Annotated in this window: 18 protein-coding genes and 1 pseudogene; 9 read left to right on the forward strand and 10 right to left on the reverse strand. The window is 74.2% G+C overall.

Translation table 11 applies throughout. The annotated features are described in order from the left end of the window. Position 1: 1 nt before the first annotated feature. Positions 2-1,087: a hypothetical protein gene (locus FB474_RS11505; RefSeq protein ID WP_141788767.1), complete on the reverse strand. Its 1,086-nt coding sequence runs from the start codon at positions 1,085-1,087 to the stop codon at positions 2-4. A gap of 235 nt (positions 1,088-1,322) precedes the next feature. Between FB474_RS11505 and FB474_RS11510 the strand changes: the two genes are divergently transcribed. The 4 genes from FB474_RS11510 (at position 1,323) to FB474_RS11525 (ending at position 5,241) form a co-directional block, all read left to right on the forward strand. Then, entirely contained in the window at positions 1,323-2,570 is a 1,248-nt protein-coding gene (locus tag FB474_RS11510; protein WP_141788768.1) for a DUF445 domain-containing protein, read from the forward strand. A 248-nt stretch (positions 2,571-2,818) separates the two neighbouring features. Further along, on the forward strand, positions 2,819-3,592 hold the full coding sequence (locus FB474_RS11515; protein WP_141788769.1) for a hypothetical protein: 774 nt from the start codon (positions 2,819-2,821) through the stop codon (positions 3,590-3,592). Between the two features lie 151 nt (positions 3,593-3,743). Beyond that, the gene (locus FB474_RS11520) at positions 3,744-4,334 is read left to right on the forward strand and encodes a protein-tyrosine phosphatase family protein (RefSeq protein ID WP_141788770.1); all 591 of its coding nucleotides are present in this window, start codon (positions 3,744-3,746) and stop codon (positions 4,332-4,334) included. Positions 4,335-4,431: 97 nt separating this feature from the next. Then, positions 4,432-5,241 (forward strand): MOSC domain-containing protein, encoded by an 810-nt coding sequence (locus tag FB474_RS11525; RefSeq protein WP_141788771.1) that lies wholly within the window; start codon positions 4,432-4,434, stop codon positions 5,239-5,241. On the opposite strand, the gene FB474_RS11530 is transcribed toward FB474_RS11525, so the two are convergent. Then, entirely contained in the window at positions 5,210-5,914 is a 705-nt protein-coding gene (locus FB474_RS11530; protein WP_141788772.1) for an NUDIX hydrolase, read from the reverse strand. The two genes, FB474_RS11525 and FB474_RS11530, sit on opposite strands and share 32 nt — an antisense overlap. Before the next feature lie 81 nt (positions 5,915-5,995). Here FB474_RS11530 and FB474_RS11535 point away from each other — a divergent pair, with 81 nt between their 5' ends. Next, positions 5,996-7,462, forward strand: a complete 1,467-nt coding sequence (locus FB474_RS11535) for an ADP-ribosylglycohydrolase family protein (protein WP_141788773.1) — start codon at positions 5,996-5,998, stop codon at positions 7,460-7,462. A gap of 34 nt (positions 7,463-7,496) precedes the next feature. Further along, entirely contained in the window at positions 7,497-7,778 is a 282-nt protein-coding gene (locus tag FB474_RS11540; RefSeq protein ID WP_141788774.1) for a hypothetical protein, read from the forward strand. Positions 7,779-7,792: 14 nt separating this feature from the next. Here the strand turns inward: FB474_RS11540 and FB474_RS21600 are convergent. The 3 genes and pseudogenes from FB474_RS21600 to FB474_RS11550 form a co-directional block, all read right to left on the reverse strand. After that, a pseudogene (locus FB474_RS21600) lies at positions 7,793-7,849 on the reverse strand (hypothetical protein); the annotation flags it as partial. Further along, positions 7,849-8,781 (reverse strand): mechanosensitive ion channel family protein, encoded by a 933-nt coding sequence (locus tag FB474_RS11545; protein WP_141788775.1) that lies wholly within the window; start codon positions 8,779-8,781, stop codon positions 7,849-7,851. The gene FB474_RS11545 and the pseudogene FB474_RS21600, both read right to left, overlap by 1 nt. Positions 8,782-8,913: 132 nt before the next feature. Further along, a complete protein-coding gene (locus tag FB474_RS11550; protein WP_141788776.1) occupies positions 8,914-9,258 on the reverse strand; it encodes a nuclear transport factor 2 family protein in 345 nt (114 codons plus the stop codon). A gap of 213 nt (positions 9,259-9,471) precedes the next feature. Between FB474_RS11550 and FB474_RS11555 the strand changes: the two genes are divergently transcribed. Both FB474_RS11555 and FB474_RS11560 read left to right on the forward strand, forming a co-directional pair. Then, a complete protein-coding gene (locus tag FB474_RS11555) occupies positions 9,472-10,497 on the forward strand; it encodes an NAD(P)-dependent alcohol dehydrogenase (RefSeq protein ID WP_141788777.1) in 1,026 nt (341 codons plus the stop codon). Between the two features lie 93 nt (positions 10,498-10,590). Further along, positions 10,591-11,460, forward strand: coding sequence for a nuclease-related domain-containing protein (locus FB474_RS11560; RefSeq protein WP_141788778.1), 870 nt, complete (start codon positions 10,591-10,593; stop codon positions 11,458-11,460). Between the two features lie 9 nt (positions 11,461-11,469). Here the strand turns inward: FB474_RS11560 and FB474_RS11565 are convergent, their stop codons facing one another. Further along, the gene (locus FB474_RS11565; protein WP_141788779.1) at positions 11,470-11,991 is read right to left on the reverse strand and encodes a hypothetical protein; all 522 of its coding nucleotides are present in this window, start codon (positions 11,989-11,991) and stop codon (positions 11,470-11,472) included. 132 nt (positions 11,992-12,123) lie between these two features. Between FB474_RS11565 and FB474_RS11570 the strand changes: the two genes are divergently transcribed. Continuing rightward, positions 12,124-13,683, forward strand: coding sequence for a N,N-dimethylformamidase beta subunit family domain-containing protein (locus FB474_RS11570; RefSeq protein WP_141788780.1), 1,560 nt, complete (start codon positions 12,124-12,126; stop codon positions 13,681-13,683). Between the two features lie 13 nt (positions 13,684-13,696). Here FB474_RS11570 and FB474_RS11575 read toward each other — a convergent pair whose 3' ends face one another. The 4 genes from FB474_RS11575 to FB474_RS11590 all read right to left on the reverse strand — a co-directional run bounded on the left by FB474_RS11575 (position 13,697) and on the right by FB474_RS11590 (position 17,123). After that, complete coding sequence (locus FB474_RS11575; protein ID WP_141788781.1) at positions 13,697-14,641, reverse strand: alpha/beta fold hydrolase; 945 nt, start codon at positions 14,639-14,641, stop codon at positions 13,697-13,699. Between the two features lie 62 nt (positions 14,642-14,703). After that, a complete protein-coding gene (locus FB474_RS11580) occupies positions 14,704-15,870 on the reverse strand; it encodes a QcrA and Rieske domain-containing protein (protein WP_141788782.1) in 1,167 nt (388 codons plus the stop codon). Between the two features lie 30 nt (positions 15,871-15,900). Beyond that, a complete protein-coding gene (locus FB474_RS11585; protein ID WP_141788783.1) occupies positions 15,901-16,785 on the reverse strand; it encodes a hypothetical protein in 885 nt (294 codons plus the stop codon). Continuing rightward, positions 16,782-17,123: an iron-sulfur cluster assembly protein gene (locus tag FB474_RS11590; RefSeq protein ID WP_141788784.1), complete on the reverse strand. Its 342-nt coding sequence runs from the start codon at positions 17,121-17,123 to the stop codon at positions 16,782-16,784. The genes FB474_RS11585 and FB474_RS11590 overlap by 4 nt, the downstream gene beginning before the upstream one ends. Positions 17,124-17,125 lie beyond the last annotated feature (2 nt).

Here is a 17,125-nt window from a genome sequence, read left to right on the forward strand (position 1 = left end):
GTCAGCTGACCGTGGCGTGCCCGATCTCGCAGCCGCCCTGCCCGCTGTTGAAGTCGTTGGACCAGGTCGACTGCACCGGGAAGGTGCCGGTGCTCAGGGTGATGTTCGCCGAGGCGCCCTGGCCGGAGGAGATCCAGGCGCACTTGTCGCCGTTCTCGTAACCCGTCAGGTCGGTCCAGCCGCCCGCCGGGAACTGGTCGGTGATCGTCTCGGCGTACTCGTGGCCCTCGACGATGGTGACGCCGTCGGTGACGCCGCCCGGGCCGGAGTTGACGAAGTTGGCGCCGCAGCTCGAGCCCATGTCGGTGACGTAGGGCTCGTTCGTGAAGGCCAGCGGGCCGTACGGCGAGCTGACCGCGCCGCCGGACAGCGTGGCGTCACCGGTGTAGTCGTGCCACGCGCAGAACTGCGAGGTGGGCGTGTTGAAGCCGTCCGGCTTGGTCCCGGTGGGCGAGAGCACGACGTACTGCACGTTGCGGTTCGAGGCCGCCGTGGTGTTGCCGAAGTGGCCGGCGGCCCTGACCGCCTCGGCGCCGATCTGGTTGCCGGTGGCCTGCGCCGGGGCTGCGGCCGAGGTGTCGGCCCACACGCCCGCCAGCGCACCACCGGTGGGATAGCCCACGTGCGCGGACCCGGCCGGGCAGGTCGTGCTGCCCTGCGTGACGCCCTGGCAGTACTGGGTCATGACGCCGGACCAGGTCTCGCTGCCGGTGCCCAGGCCCTTGAAGAACCCCTGCAGGATCGGGGCCGTGGCCTGGGGGTCGCCGCTGAGCGTGGTGTTGCCCTTGGCGTCCGTGCCCGCGGTGCCCCACTGGGAGCCCCAGAAGACCAGGTAGACCTTCGGCGCACCGGTCGTGACGCCGACCCCGCCGGTGCCCCCGCCGTACTGCAGGTTGTTCAGCCCGAGGTTCGGCACGCTCGCGCCGAGCGTCTGCACGACACCGTGGCGGTACGGGTGGTCCAGCGCGTCGCCGGGGCCGCCGGGCACCGGGGCGGTGGCGGCCTGCGCGGCCACCGGGATCAGTCCAGCTGCGAGGACGGAGGCGCCGAGCGAGGCGAGCGCCCGGGCCCGCCAGCGTCGGGGCATGGCGGAGTCGTTCCTGGTGGAGTGCACGAGGAGCCTTTCGTTGCAGTGACTTTCGGCCGCCAGCGGCGGTCACGGGGTCAACGAGGCGTCCTGCGCGGGGTTAGTCAACGGCAGGCAAAGGTGCGGCAAAGATGGCCGGTATGCCGTGTGCCGCACCTGGGTGAGGCACACGGCATACCGGCGTCCGGGCGGCGGCGTCCCGGCGGGGCGAGGCGGCGTCGGGCAGGATCGGGGCATGACGACCCTGGCTCCCGAGGCGGCGGACCTGAACCGGCGGCGCGCGTTGCGGCGGATGCGGCTGCTGGCGCTGGGGCTGCTGGTCCTCGCTGCGGTGGTGTTCGTGGCGACCCTGCACCGCGGCGGGGCGTGGGGCTACGTCAACGCGACCGCCGAGGCGGCGATGGTCGGCGCGCTGGCCGACTGGTTCGCGGTGACCGCGCTGTTCCGGCACCCCATGGGGCTGCCGGTGCCGCACACCGCGATCATCCCCAACCGCAAGGACGCGCTCGGCCAGAGCCTGGAGGAGTTCGTCAGCACCCACTTCCTCACCGCCGAGGCCGCGCGGGAGCGCTACGCCGCGGCCGACGTGACCCGGCGGGTCGGACGCTGGCTCAGCGAGCCCGAGCACAGCGCCCGGGTCGTCGCGGAGGGGTCGGTCCTCCTGGAGCGGGCACTGACCCGGGTGGACGAGGCCGACGTGCGCGCGGTGGTCGAGCAGGCGGTGCTGCCCAGCCTGGTCGACGAGCCCGTCAGCGCGGTGGTCGGGCACCTGCTCGAGGGCGTCGTCGCCGACGGCTCGCACCACGGGCTGGTCGACCTCGCCGTCGCCGAGGCGCACGACTGGCTGGTCGACAACGCGGGGACCGTCATCGGCATCGTCGAGGAGCGGGCGCCTTGGTGGACCCCGCAGTGGGTCGACGACCGCGTGGCCGCCCGGGTGCACCGGGAGGTCGTGGCATGGCTGGCCGACGTGCGCGACGACCCCGACCACCGGGTGCGGCACGCACTGGACGACCTGCTGGCCCAGCTGGCCGAGGACCTGCAGCACGACGAGCCGACGATGCTGCGGGCCGAGGCGCTCAAGGTGCGGCTGCTCACCCACCCGCAGGTCGGCGAGTCGGTGGTGGCGGTGTGGCGCACCCTGCGCACGTCGCTGTCGGCGGCGCTGCGCGACGAGCACGGCCTGCTCCGCCGCCGCCTGACCGAGGAGGTCGCCCGGCTCGGCGAGCGCGTGGCCGTGGACGAGGCGCTGCGGGCGCGGCTCGACACGTACGCCGGGGACGCGCTGGCCCACCTGGTCAACACCTACGGCCACGAGATCACCGCGATCATCTCCACGACGATCCAGCGTTGGGACGGCAAGGAGGCGGCCGAGCGGATCGAGCTGCACGTCGGGCGCGACCTGCAGTTCATCCGGATCAACGGCACCATCGTGGGCGGCCTGGCCGGGCTGCTGATCCACACCCTGGCGACCCTGGCCTGACCGGATGTGGCGGGGCGCCGGCTGGGCCGTCCCTGCACGGGACCTGAACGGTGGGCAAGGACCTCGGCACCGGTTGGTCTGCTTTGCGTAAACCCTGCCCCGGGCCGGGCCGCGGCCTCCCTACCGTCAGCGGCGGACGGACATCGACGGCCTTCGATCCTGAGGTCGCCGGGTCCGGCCGAGCACATCCACCCGCGACCGGCGGGGCCGTCCAGCGCCACACGGTCGTCCTGCCGAAAGGTCCCTCGATGCGCCTGACCTCCCTGTGCGCCGCTGCCGCCCTCGCCGGCCTGGCCTCCCTCGCCGTCCCCGCCGCCGCCCTGGCCGCACCCCACGCCACGCAAGCCCGCCACGTGCAGGGCAAGGCCTCCAGCCACGGTCACGCCGCCACCCGCAGCCACGGGCACGGCAAGGCCGACCCGCTCGCCGGCCAGCGCAAGGGCACGACCGCGGCCATCGCGGCGCAAACCCGTTCACTGACGCGGCTGCTGGCCGCGGAGAAGGCCTCGACCGCCCTCAACGCCACCGACCAGGCTGCACTGACCGCCGCCACCCAGCGGGCCCTGGACGCCCTCGCCGCCGACACCGCCGCGGCGGGCACCACCACGACCAGGAGCGGCCTGCACGGCCTCGTCCTGTCCGCGGTGCGCACGTCCGAGGTGGCCCGCGCGCAGGACGCCGTGGTCCGCCTCGCCGACGCCCAGGAGGCCGCCCCGGCGGCGCTGACCCAGGCGGCCACGGACCTGCAGGCGCAGGTCGTTGCGGGCACCACGGCTGGCACCGACACCACCGCCGCGACCGCGGCCCTGGCGGACCTGGCCACGCAGCTGACCGCGCTGTCGGCCAACGCCGCCAACGCCGCCGGCGCGGTGACGACGATCCTCGCGGTGAGCCCGACCGCATCCCACGCCGACCTGCTCGCCGCGGTCCAGGCGGCGCACACCGCCCTCGCCCCCGGCAACCTCGCCCTGGCCAGGGCGAAGGCCGACGTCGCGGTCGTCAAGGACGCTCTCGGCCACTGAGGTCGCCCCGCTCCCCGGTCGCTGCCGGCCCGCTCACCCGAGCGGGCCGGCAGCGGCGTGTCCGGCGCCGGCCAGGGCCGGGACCTGACGGGAGCCCCGACCGGGACCACACTGGGGGGACGACCCCTTGTCCACCGACCGGGAGCCCCCCATGCCTGCGAACCCCGCCAACATCAGCTTCGTGACCGACCGCCTCGCCGTCGGGGGTGACCTCGACTGGCGGGAGGCGGTGGCCCGCACCCAGCTGGAGGAGCTCGTCGGGCTCGGCGTCAGCCACATCGTCGACGTGCGCGTGGAGTGGAGCGACGAGGAGTTCGTGGCCGTCCACGCGCCGCAGGTCCGCTACCTGCACCACGGCATGGACGACGACGGGCAGCGGGTGGCGGCGGCGTGGTTCGACACCGGCGTCGGCTGGGCACTCGATGCGCTGGAGGGCGACCCCGCCCACGTCGTCCTGACCCACTGCCACATGGGCATCAACCGCGGGCCGTCCCTGGGCTTCGCCGTGCTGCTGGCCCAGGGCTGGGACCCGGTGGAGGCCCTCGACGCGATCCGGGCCGCCCGCCCGATCGCCTACATCGACTACGCCCGGGACGCCCTGCGCTGGCACCACGCCCGCGCCGGGCACGGGCGGCGCGAGCTCACCCGGGACCTCAAGCGCCTGGCCGACTGGCGAGAGTCCAACAACCTCGACGTGGTCTCGGTCATCCGGGGCATCCGGCAGTCCGAGAACGCCGGCTGACCGGGGACGGGGCCCTGCCTCGATCGCACGTCATCGACACCTGCCCCTGGATCAGCGATTCTCGTGGTGAGTCGCGCGGTCAGATCCGGAGGCGGTCATGGAGGTCGTGGGCCTGTGGCGCTACCCCGTGAAGTCGTTGCAGGGTGAGCCGCTTGACGCTGCCAGCCTGGAGGCGGACGGCGTCGCCGGTGACCGGCGATGGGGACTCCGTGACCAGCGCACCGGCCGGATCCTGACAGCCCGGCGTCGTCCCGAGCTCCTCGGCGCCTCGGCGTCCTACGACGGCGACGAACCGGTCATCACGCTCCCGGACGGCGCTACGGTCGTCGGTCCGGGAACGCGGGCCGACCGCCAGCTCTCGGAGTGGCTGGGGAGCCCGGTGTCGCTCGTGTCCTCGCTCGGCGCTCGGGCGGGCAGGGCGGAGTACTTCGAGGACGCGACCGACGACACCAGCCAGGCCGTCGAATGGACGATGCCAGCCGACCGGTACGTCGACGCGGCCCCCATCCTGGTCCTGACCACCGCGTCGTTGCGCACCGCCGCCGCTCACTACCCGCGGGGTTCGTGGGATCCGCGCCGCTTCCGGGCCAACATCCTGGTCGGCCTCGACGGCGAGGGGTGGGTCGAGGACTCCTGGGTCGGGCACCCGATCCGGATGGGTGGGGTCACCGTGGTCCCCACGCAGCCGTGCGTCCGCTGCACCATGGTCACGCGATCCCAGCCCGGGCTCGACGCCGACGTGGAGATCTTCCGCACCCTTGCCCGCCACCACCGCGGCCTCTTCGGCGTGTGGTCCGAGGTGGTCGGTCCGGGGCGCCTGGCCGTCGGTGATCGAGGGTCCCGGCTGGCACCGGCGCCGCAGAGGACGCGGGCGCTCAGGGGCTCGGGCGCAGGATCGGCGGGGTGAGGGCGGTCGCGGCGCCGGCGCGGTGCAGCATCGCCGGGCGGCCGCCCCCGCGGGTGGTCCGCTCCCCCGTCTCGACCAGGAAGCCCTCGGCGCCGGTGACCTTGCGGTGGAAGTTGCGCGGGTCCAGTGCGGCGCCCCAGACCGCCTCGTAGACGGAGCGCAGCTCCCCGACGGTGAACTCGGCCGGGCAGAACGCCGTCGCGAGGGTGGAGTACTCCAGCTTGGCCCGGGCGCGCTCCACGCCGTCGGCCAGGATCTGCGCGTGGTCGAACGCCAGCCGCCTGGGGTCGGCGAGCAGGTCGGCCACCCGCCACCAGCGGGCGTCGGCGGCGTCGCTGCCCGCGCGTGGGTCGGGCAGGTCCGCACCCAGCGCGAGCCAGGCCACGGTGACCACGCGCATCCGCGGGTCGCGGCGCGGCGCGCCGTAGGTCCTCAGCTGTTCCAGCACCACGTCGCCGCGGCCGACCCCGGCCTCCTCGGCGAGCTCGCGGTAGGCCGCGTCCTCGAGGTCCTCGTCCACCTGGACGAAGCCGCCCGGGAGCGCCCACCGGCCGGCATACGGCTTGCCACCGCGACGGACGAGCAGCGCGTGCAGTGCGTGCTCGCGCAGGGTGAGGACGACGAGGTCCGCCGTCACGGCGAAGGCCGGGTAGGCGTCCGGGTCGTAGGCCATGCGCGCCACCTTAATCGTCATCTTGACGTTAGTCATCCGATCGTCTTATCGTCACCTCGACGACATAACGAGGAGGTCGGCATGGAGCTGACGACGGGACAGTGCGACCGGGCGGCAGGAGTGCTGCTGGCACAGGCCTGCGGGGACGCGCTGGGGGTGCCCTACGAGTTCGCCACACCTCCGGACGGGGAGCCGCGGATGGTCGGCGGCGGCCTCGGGCCCTACGTCCCCGGCGAGTGGAGCGACGACACCCAGATGTCGCTGTGTATCGCGCGGGTTGCCGCCCGCGGGGACCTCACCTCCGCCGCCGCGCAGGACGAGGTCGCGGCCGCGTTCGAGGGGTGGCTGCACGGGGGCGCCAGCGACGTGGGCACCCAGACGCGGGTCGTGCTGACCCAGGCCGGCCGTTGGGACGGCCCGGCCGCGCACCGGCTGCGCGAGGCCGCCGAGCGGCTGCACGCGCTGAACGGGCACACCGCCGGCAACGGGGCCCTGATGCGCACCGGCGTGGTCGGCCTGACCCGGCTGGACTCGCGGGAGACCAGCGCCCGCACCGCCCGGTCTCTCGCCGAGCTCACCCACACCGACCCGTTGGCCGGGGACTCGTGCGTCCTGTGGTCGGAGGCGGTGCGGGTGGCCGTGCTGGAGGGCCGGTTCGACCTGATTTCCGGGCTGGACCTGCTGCCCGAGGAGCGGCGGGGGCAGTGGTCAACATGGATCCACGAGGCGACCGGGGTCGAGCCGAAGACGTTCTCCCCCAACGGATTCACGGTGAAGGCCTTCCAGGCCGCATGGGCTGCGATCAGCTCGACCGACGAGGGCGACGGGTCGCCGGTGCACCTGCAGCGCGCACTGGCGGCGGCCGTGCATGCCGGGGACGACACCGACACCGTGGCGGCCATCGCCGGCGCTCTGCTCGGGGCACGCTACGGCGCCTCGGCGGTGCCGACGCGCTGGCGCCGCGAGGTCCACGGCTGGCCCGGGATGCGCGCCGCCCGTGACCTGGTCTCACTCGGGATCCAGACCGCGCGGGGCGGCGTGCCGCAGGGCTCGTGGCCGCGGGTCGAGGTCATGGCCACCGGCCGCGAGCCGGCCCGCGCCGTGCCCCACCCGCACGACCCCGGCGTGCTGCTCGGCACCCTGGCGGACCTGGGCCGCACGACCGAGCTCGGCGTCGACGCGGTCGTCTCGCTCTGCCGGCTCGGCACCGCCGAGGCGCCTGCCGCCGGGGTCGCGGCCCGCGACCACGTGGAGGTGTGGCTGGTCGACAGCAACCTGCCCTCGGACAACGCGCACCTGGACTTCGTCCTCGACGACGCCGCGGCCGCGGTGAAGCTGCTGCGCGCAGAGGGCCGTCGGGTGCTGCTGCACTGCGTCCACGCCGAGCAGCGCACCCCCAGCGTCGCGCTGCGGTATGCCGTGCGGCAGGGGGCGGACGCGCGCGAGGCGGCGCGCGCGATACAGACGGTGCTGCCGAGCACCCGGGGCTACGGCCGCCTCTGGGAGGCGGCCACCGGCCGCCTGGCGCCGGTGAGCTCGCGAGGCTGAACCCCGGCGCCGAAGAGGGGCGAGTGGCTAGGGCGTGGGGCCGCCGGCCGGTGTCGAGGAGGTCGGCTTCGGCACGGTGGTCACGGTGGAGCTGGGCACCTCGCTCGTCGTGGCGGTCCTGCTCGACGTGGTGCGGGTCGGCGCCTCGGTGGTCGTCGTGGACGTCCCGGTCGTGGTCGGCTCCGTGGTGGTCGTGGTGCGCGTGGGGGTGCGGGTCCGGCTCGTGGTGCGGCTCGGCGTGGCCGGAGCCTCGGTGGCGGGGGTGACCTGGGTGCGGGCCGGTGAGCCGGCCGGCGGCGGGCGGACGAGGACGTAGAGGGTCAGGGTGAACAGGAAGATGGCGAGCAGCACCCACGTCGAGGTGCGGATGGCGCGGAGGTGGGACATCAGTCGGCGCCGGAACCGCTCTGGGTGCTCGTCGGGGCGTTGACGCCGCCGCCCGCACTGGTCGGCTCGGCGGTGTCGAGGTCGGTGGTGACGTTGATGCCCTCACGCAGCAGGCCGATCGCGATGCGGGCCCGCAGCGCCCGGCCGACGTCGAACTGCTTCCCGGGCAGGGTGCGGGCGACCACCCGGATCGAGACGTGGTCGACGTCGATGCTCTGCACACCCATGATCGCCGGCGGGTCGAGCATGAGCTGCTGCAGCGCCGGGTCACCGAAGGCGTCCTCGCCGATCCGGTGCAGCAGGTCGCTGACCCGGTTGACGTCCGCGGTGGCCGGGACCGGCACGTCGACCACGGAGCGGGCCCAGTCACGGGAGAGGTTGGTGACCTGGGTGATCTGGCCGTTCGGGGTGATGACCACCTCGCCGTCGGCCGTCCGGATCGTCGTGATCCGCAGGGTGACGTCCTCGACGGTGCCGATCGCGGGGTCGGAGATCCCGGGGGCGTTGAGGCGGATGAGGTCGCCGAAGCCGTACTGCTTCTCGGTGATGATGAAGAAGCCGGCGAGCAGGTCCTGCACCACGCGCTGGGCGCCGAAGCCGAGGGCGACACCGGCCACCGCGGCGGGGGCGACGAGGCCGGTGACGGGGACGCCGAGGCGCTGGGCGATACCGACCGCGGTGGCGCAGTAGATGACCACCAGCGTGGCCCAGGTGATGACCTGGGCCAGGGCGTGGCGGTGCTTGGACGCCTCGGACCGCACGAGGGAGTCGGTCTCGGCGGCGCTGTCGTCGATCCGCTGGGTGATCCGGTCACCCGCCCACGTGGCGAAGCGCGTCAGCAGGAGCGCCCCGGTCACGAGCAGGACGATCTCCAGGCCGCTGCTGCGGGCCCAGTCGACGAAGTCGGTCAACGGCTGGACGTTGGAGAACATCGCTGCCCATGGTCCCGCAGGGGTCGAGGGGTGACCAGCGCCGTCTCAGCCGGCGCGCCGGACCGGCGCGCGCTGCAACCCCCGGCCAGGGTGCCTTCGGGTATGCCGTGCCGGCCGGCGCGCTGGAGGGCGTCAGGCCTGCTGGACCGTGTAGACCACCGTCTGCACGCGGATCTGGCCGTCCTGGAAGATGAACGTGTCGATGCCGTCCTCGACCTTGCGACCGCCGCCGGTCGCCTTCCACTCCAGGTAGAGCACGTCGTCGGCGAACACGGTGGTGAGGTCCCACTGCGCCTGCGGCACATCGCCCAGCAGCTGGGTGAAGACCTGACGTGCGCCGTCCTTGCCCCGGTAGACCTTCTTCTGCACCACGAGGATCGCGTCGTCGGCGTAGTCGGCGACGATGTCCTCGAGGTCCTCGGCGCCGAGCGCCTGCCCGTGGTGTGCGAAGACCTCTTCGGCTGTGCGTGTGGCCATGGCCTGCCCCTCCTTGGTCGGTGCCGTCATGCCGACTCTCAGGGGCACGGTCCCCCACCCGGAAGGGCCTTGGGTCACTGGCGGGGCGGCGGACGTCGTGGTTGTGTGCGGAGGGGACTGTGGGCGACCACCGGGGCCGCCCTGCTGCGTCGCCCAACCGCGTCGCCCAGGCGCGTCGTCCAGGCGCGCTGCCCAGTCAGGAGGGGAGCCACCATGAAGGCCGTACGACTGCACCGCTACCACGAGCGTCCCGCCGTCGAGGAGGTGCGCGACCCCGAGCCGACCGGCCCCTTCGACGTGGTCGTCCGGGTCGGCGGCGCCGGGCTGTGCCGCACCGACCTGCACATCGTCGAGGGCCAGTGGGCCGACCGCAGCAACGTGCCGCTGCCCTACACCCTCGGCCACGAGAACGCCGGCTGGGTGCACGCCGTCGGGTCAGCGGTGGAGCACCTCTCCCCCGGCGACGCCGTCATCCTGCACCCCCTCATCACCTGCGGCTTCTGCCGGGCCTGCCGCTCCGGCGACGACGTGCACTGCGAGGCCAGCCGGTTCCCCGGCATCGACACCGACGGTGGCATGGCGGAGCTCCTCCACACCTCGGCGCGGTCCGTGGTCAAGCTGGCACCCGGGGTGGAACCCGCCTCGGTGGCAGCACTCGCGGATGCCGGCCTCACGGCATACCACGCGGTGAAGAAGGCGCTGCCGCTGCTGTATCCCGGGAGCACGTGCGTGGTGGTCGGTGCTGGTGGGCTGGGGCACATCGGGATCCAGTGCCTGCGCGCCATGAGCGCCACCCGGGTCGTCGTGCTCGACGCCAACGAGGAGGCCCTGGCGCTGACGCGTGAGTGGGGTGCGGACGAGACCGTGGTGGCCGACGGCAAGCACGTGGACCGGGTGCTCGAGCTGACCGACGGCCACGGCGCGCAGGTCGTCCTCGACTTCGTCGGCGAGCGGGGCGCCGAGCGCGACAGCTGGGCGATGACCCGGCGCGCGGGCAGCGACTTCGTGATCGGCTACGGCGGCACGGTGCAGATCCCCGCGATCGACGTCATCTCCACCGAGCGCAACGTCATCGGCAACCTCGTCGGCAGCTACAACGACCTGGTCGAGCTGATGGCCCTCAACGCCGCCGGGGACGTGCACATGCTGACCCAGACCTACCCGCTGGACGCGGTCAACGACGCGATGGACGACCTGGACGCCGGCCGTCTCCGCGGCCGCGGGATCCTCGTCCCCTAGGCCCCCACCCCCGGCGGCGCCGGGATCGGCCGAACGGTCAGGATCTGGCCAACCCGGCCCGCATCGCCTTGGGGCGTGCCTACCGTCGTGGCCATGGACATCGGGGGGATGGCCGGACCGCAGCCCGAGGTGATCAGGCTCAGGTATGCCGGCCGGTGCAGCTGCGGGGAGTCCGTCGCCGCGGGTGAGCGGGCGGGATACGTCCGCTCGGAGCGGCGCGTCGTGTGCCTGCACTGCCTGGCTGACCGCCAGGCGGGGCGGGTTGACCTGGGTGCCCTCGCGGCCGAGGTCGTCGTGCCGCCGGCGCCCGGCGTGGCCGGCGGAGCGGCCCGCCGCCGGCACGGGCGTCTGGTCGCGGCACGGGAGGCCCGGCTGGCGAAGCGCAGCCGGCTGGTGCGCTGGTGGGCGTCGCTGGGCCCCGAGCCGCAGTCGACGCGTGCCTGGGCACTGGGGGCACTCGGCGAGGAACGCGTCGCCGCGTGCCTGCACGGGGTCGCCGACCGCGGCGTGCTGGCCCTGCACGACCGGCGGGTTCCCGGGCGCCGGAGCAACATCGACCACATCGCCGTCGGGCCGGCGGGCGTCTTCGTCATCGACGCCAAGCGGTATGAGAACGCCGAGGTCCGGGTGCGGCGGGTGGGCGGGCTGTTCACCCCGCGCCGGGACGAGCTGCTCGTGCGCGGGCGGCTCAGGACGGCGCTGGTGGAGGGCTTGGTGCGTCAGGTGGACGCGGTCCGGACGGTCCTCGACTCCGGCACGCTCGGGAGCGTGCCGGTCACGCCCGTGCTGTGCTTCGTCGACGGACGATTTCCGTTGTTCACCAAGCAGTTTCGCGTCGGCGAGACCGCCGTCGTCGGGCCGAGAGGGCTCGCCGACCTGGTCACCGCGCCGGGTGCACTGGACGAGGAGCAGCGGCTCGCGGTCTACTGCCTGCTCGCCGAGCGCCTGCGCAGCATGACCTGACGGGCGGCCTCAGTCGAACGGGAGCAGGTCGACCAGTCGCAGCGAGACCGTGGTCCGGTAGGCCGCTCCGTGCGCCGCGGCCGCGTCGGTGATGCGGCTCGCCGTCACCGGGTCGGCGTTGAGCACGACCAGGCGGTCGGCCTTGTCCCGGGCGAAGGCGTTGTGCACCAGCTGCCGCGCATAGTCCGGCGTCACCTCATGGGCGTCCCACAGGTCGACGACGGTGCGCTCGACCGCGAAGCCCTCGACCCCGGCGATGTGGAACAGCGCCACGGTCGTGGCCCGGACCGTGGACCAGCTCGGCGGCCGCCAGGACGCGACCGCGGAGCCCCAGCGGGCGAGGTCCTCACGGGTGGGCGCGGCCGGCATACGGTCGCGGGTCGCTGCGGCGACCGCCGGCACGCGGGTGCGGGTCGCCGCGGTGACCGCGGCGATGCTCGGTGGCCGCCAGCTGCTGATGGCGCTGGCACTCGGGAGGCTGGTCATCCGCTCCCGGAACGTCGTCTTGGGCTGCTCAAGGGACGCCGTCATGGGCGCCAAGGGTAGATGTGCCCCTTATGTCCGGATCACCCGGGTCCCCGGGGCGCCAGATGCGTTGGAGGCGCACGCTCCTCATCCCGGTGGGTGAGGTGCCTACCGACCGGCCGGACCTAGCGTGGGCCGATGGTGGGACGAGCTCTGGCGGCGGTCGGTGGGGTGGCCCTGACCCTGGCGATGTGCGTCGCCAGCCAGGTCGCCCGCCCGGTCCGGGCCGCGACCTCCCACGCCACGGCCCCGGCCCCCGTCTCACCCCGCTACACGCCGAACGCAGGGCCGGCCCCGGCGGCGGACGCAACGCTTCGACTGGACCCGCACTGGCGGATCACCCGCCTCGGCGCCGAGCACGCCATCGAGGGGTGGGTCGACCGCACCAGCGTCCTTCCGGGTGAGCCGGTGAGGCTGCACGTCTCGAGCCTGGCCCGTCGTTGGTCGGTGACGGCGTTCCGCATGGGCTGGTACGGCACCACGGGTGGCGCGCGCGTCTGGCACGCGAGCGGGCTGCCCGGCACACCCCGCGTCGCGGGCTCCCTCGACCCGACGACGAACACCGTCCGGACGGACTGGCCGGCGTCGCTCTCCCTGCCCACCGCCGACTGGCCGCCGGGGGCCTACCTGCTGCGGCTGGACAGCGTTGCGGGGCAACGGTTCGTGCCCCTCACGGTGGGCTCGCCCGACACCACGGGCCGGATCGTGCTGGTCGACGACGTGACCACGTGGCAGGCCTACAACCAGTGGGGTGGGTACGACCTCTACAACGGCCCGGGCGGCACGGCGGACTACGCGGACCGGTCGCGCGTGGTCACCTTCGACCGGCCGTATGACGGGGACGGGTCCGGCGGGTTCGTCGTGCAGGACCTGCCCACGATCGCCCATGCCGAGCGGCTCGGGCTGCCGCTGGCGTACGCGACCGACATCGACCTGCACGCGGAGCCGGCACTCCTGACCGGTGCCCGGGCGGTGGTGACGCTGGGCCATGACGAGTACTGGTCGACCGCCATGCGCAGCTCGGTGACACGGGCGCGGGACGCCGGTGTCAACGTGGCCTTCCTGGGCGCCAACGCGGTGTTCCGGCACATCCGGCTGAGGCCGACCCGGTTCGGGCCGGACCGGGACGAGGTCAACTACAAGGCGCCCTCGGACCCGATGCTCGGCGTCGACGACGCGGAGGTCACCGTCAACTGGCGCGAGCCGCCGGTGCCCCGGCCGGAGAGCGTGCTCACGGGCGTGTTCTACGAGTGCAACCCGGTCAGCGCCCCGATGGTCGTCACCGACCCGGACAGCTGGTTGTTCGCCGGGACCGGGGCGACGGCGGGTCTGCACCTGCCGCGCCTGGTCGGGCCGGAGTACGACCGGGTGAACCCCGGCGCGCCCACGCCGAGGAGCATCGAGGTGCTCACCCACTCGCCGGTCACCTGCCGCGGCGTCGCCAGCTTCGCCGACAGCGCGTGGTACACCGTGGCCTCCGGCGCCGGGGTGTTCGCCTCCGGCAGCAACTGGTTCACCCAGGGGCTTCCCGAAGCCGGGGCAACCGGCACCACCGCCCGGGTCGTCGGCGGTGAGCTGACCAACCTGCTGCGCGCGTTCGCCGCCGGGCCGGCCGGGTTGGTGCATCCGGCGCGACCGAACCTCGCCGGCCTGCACGAGTTCACCGGCGACCCGGTGGCCAGGGCGTACGGCCAGTGACCACCTGGTCGGGTCAGCGTGAAAGGCGTTGCAGGACAGCGGATACCGCGTCCGGAGCCGCGAGCATCACCAGGTGTCCGGCGTCGGGGATCGCGACCACGTCGTGGCTGTGCAGCCTCGCGGCGGTCGCGGTCGCGCTGGCCCGGCTCATCTGCGGGTCCAGGGTGCCGTAGACGACCACGGCCGGGACGTGGACCTGCCGCTCCTGGGCGTAGGTCAGGCCGATGAGCGGCTGGCTCAGGATGGCCTTGAGCGCGCCCTCCGCGCCCGGCACGCGCAGGGGCGTGAGCCACTGCTGCGCGTCGAACGGCGGACAGGTCGGCCCGCACGCGCTGGCGTAGGCGCGCTCGGCCAGGCTGGTGTGCCTCGTGGCGAGGCGGAGCATCGCGGTCGCGTACGGGTCGACGAACAGGTGGTGGACCCAGCCGGGGCCGACTCCGTAGGGCGTGCCGTCGCCGTCCATGAACACGACGCGGCGCGCTGCCGACGGGTCGGTGCGCGCGAGGTCACCGACGATGGCCGCGCCGCTGGAGTGCCCGACCAGCACCGGCGTGCTGTGGTGGGCGGCGTCGAGGTGCAGCGCCATGACGAACGTGCGCAGCTGGGCGGTGTCCCCGGCGAGCGTGTAGGGGCCACGCCGCTCGGTGTAGCCGAACCCTCGCACGTCCAGGGCGTAGACGCGGTAGCCGGCGGCAGCCAGCTGCGGGCCGACGCGGTCCCACACCTGCGCCGACTCCATGAACCCGTGCACCAGCACGATCGGCGGACCGCTCCCTCCCCACTGCTCGTAGTGCGTGGTCAGGCCGCCGGCGCGCACGGTGTGCCCGTGGTCGTCCAGCGGCGGGACCGGCACCGTCCCGGCGCTGCCCCAGTCGTAGGCAGCGGCCGCGAGGGTCAGCACCACGAATGCGCCGAGCGCGGCGAGGCCGACCCGTCCCAGGACCCGACGCAACCCCACGCGGCCTCTCCGGTCCTGTGCTGCTCGCCCCACCCTCGCCACTATCGGCGTTGACCGGGCCGTTAGCCAACCCGGATCTGGCCGCCGACGACGTGGACGGGGATGCTCGGGAGCGGCGCGGGCGGCGGGCCCTGGAGCACCTGGCCGGTGCGACCGTCATACACCCCGCCGTGGCAGGGGCAGAGGAACTGGACGCTGGCGGGGTCGTACTGCACCGGGCAGCCCGCGTGGGTGCAGACCGCGGAGAAGGCGACGAAGGTGTTGGCCGCGGAGTGCACGACCCAGCCGGGGTTGCCGTCGGCGGGGTTGGTGAAGGACACCCCCTGGCCCACCGGCAGCGAGGCGACGGTCCCGACGACGGTGGCCGACGTGGCCGCTGACGTGGGTTGGGCGCTGGTCGGGCCGGGAGCCGCGGGGCCGGCCACACGGGTGACACCGCCGACGGCGCGGCCCACCATCGCGGTGAGGGCCGCGGCCATGACGGCCAGGGTGCCGACGGCCGCGGCTGCCGCACCACCCTTGACCACGGTGCGCCGCTGGATCTCGGCCCGGAGGTCGGGGCGCAGCTGCTCCTCGACGGGGAAGACCGGGCAGCCCGCCAACCGGGTGCACTGCCCGTCGCCCGCCAGCCCGCACTTGCCGCCCCGGGCGCACAGCTGGCGCAGCCGGGGCACGGCGACAGCGACGGTGGCCGGCTCGGGCCCCAGCCGCAGGTCGCGGCGGGCCCGGTCCCGGAGCCAGGCATCCACGCTGAGCACTCCCCCGGCGCCGAAGGCGATGATGACCGACCAGGCGAAGACGAACACGATGTCGGCGCCGACGTAGTAGGGCGTGGTGTTCCAGCTGACGGTGAGGTAGAAGGTCAGCGCGAGCAGGGCGCCGGCGGCCGCGGCCGCGCGGGCCCACAGGCCGAGCAGGGTCGCCACCCCGACGAGCAGCTCACCGGTGGCGATGAGCAGGCCGACCAGCACCGGGACGTGCAGCGACAGGGACACCAGCGGCCCGATCGGACTGCTGTGCTCGAGAGCCGCCATCTGCCGGCCGATCGAGGTGGGGTCGCTCGCGTCGAGGAAGCCCGGGTTCGCGAACTTCTGCAGCGCTGCGTAGGTGAACGTCACGCCGAGGAAGGCGCGCAGCGGCAGGATCAGCCACCCGGGTTGGTCCCGCACGCGTCGCCAGAGCTGGTCGCGGTGCTCCAGCGGGGCCGTTCGCAGTGAGGTGCGCGCCACGTCTCGCAGGATGCCCCCGGTTCCTGAGCGTCAGGTCAACGGCACCTGTGAGTGGCCGCGTGCGACGAAGCGGGCACCGGGCATGCCCCACTCACGGAAGAAGTCACCGGTCGCCCGGCACAGGGCGACGTTGACGTCGTTGCCCGCCTCGATCAGCGCCGCGGACACGGCGTCTGCCGCCTCGGCGGTCGCCACCGCCGTGTCCGGTGGCAGCAGCAGCGGGTCCTCGGGGGCCAGCGGACCGCGCTCGGCGAGCCGGGCCAGCAGGGCCGCGCGGGCGTCCGGGGGCAGGAACGTCACGCGGCGCGGGCCGCCGTCCTCCGGGGCGAAGGACAGGGCCAGCGGCTCGGCGGCCAGGTCGGGCACCACCTCGCCGGCCGCGTCCAGGGACCCGGCGTCGCCCACGCGGACACCAAGCAGCTCGTATGCCGTGGTGCCGCTGCCGATGAGGGCCAGCAGGAGCAGCCGGACGTCGGGGTCGGTGCCCGGCACCGGGAGGGGTCGGCGTTCCGGCGGTTCTTGCGGCGGCCGGCCCGCGGACGCCACGGTGGCGTTCCCGAGCGGGCGCCAGGCCACGGCCACCCCCGCCGCGGTCCACCACAGCGTGGGGCCGAAGGCCAGGGCCGCCAGCTGCCCGGCGGTCAGGTCGGGGTGGCGCAGCGCGATGTCCTCCAGCGACCGCTGCGCCACCGAGGCGTCCTCGCGGCCGGCGGCCAGCAGCCCGGCCAGGTCTCCCCCGGCCGCCTCCCGGGCGTACCGGTCCAGCGTGCCGACCGCGGTGCGCACCCAGATGCCGGCGTCCCGGCATCGGGTCACGAGCAGCCGGGCGACCGCCATGACCGAGGGCTCGGCCAGCAGGGCCGACTCGCGGCGGCCGGCGAGCGCCGCCCGCACCTCCTCCTCGGTGCCCGTCATCGCAGCCACGCCGGGGCGGCCGTCACGGGTCCCTCGTTCACCTGGCGGGAGATCTCCTCGGCGATGAAGTGGTCGCGGATGTCCACGCGGCACCGGGCCACCCCCGGCAGGGCCTCGACCCGGCGACGGACCTCCCGGCCGATGTCGATGGCGAACGGCGAAGGGCACAGCGGCGAGGTGAGGTGGTAGCGCACGGTCACCGTGCCGGAGGCGTCGGCGCCCACCTCGTCGAGCAGGTCCAGGTCGGCAAGCGTGCGGCGGATCTCCGGGTCCGGGACGCTGCCCGCCGCGACCCGCGCGGCGGCCAGGTCCACCGCTGGGAGGTGGGCACCCGGCATAC

The organism is Oryzihumus leptocrescens (assembly GCF_006716205.1).
GTDB classification, from domain to species: domain Bacteria; phylum Actinomycetota; class Actinomycetes; order Actinomycetales; family Dermatophilaceae; genus Oryzihumus; species Oryzihumus leptocrescens.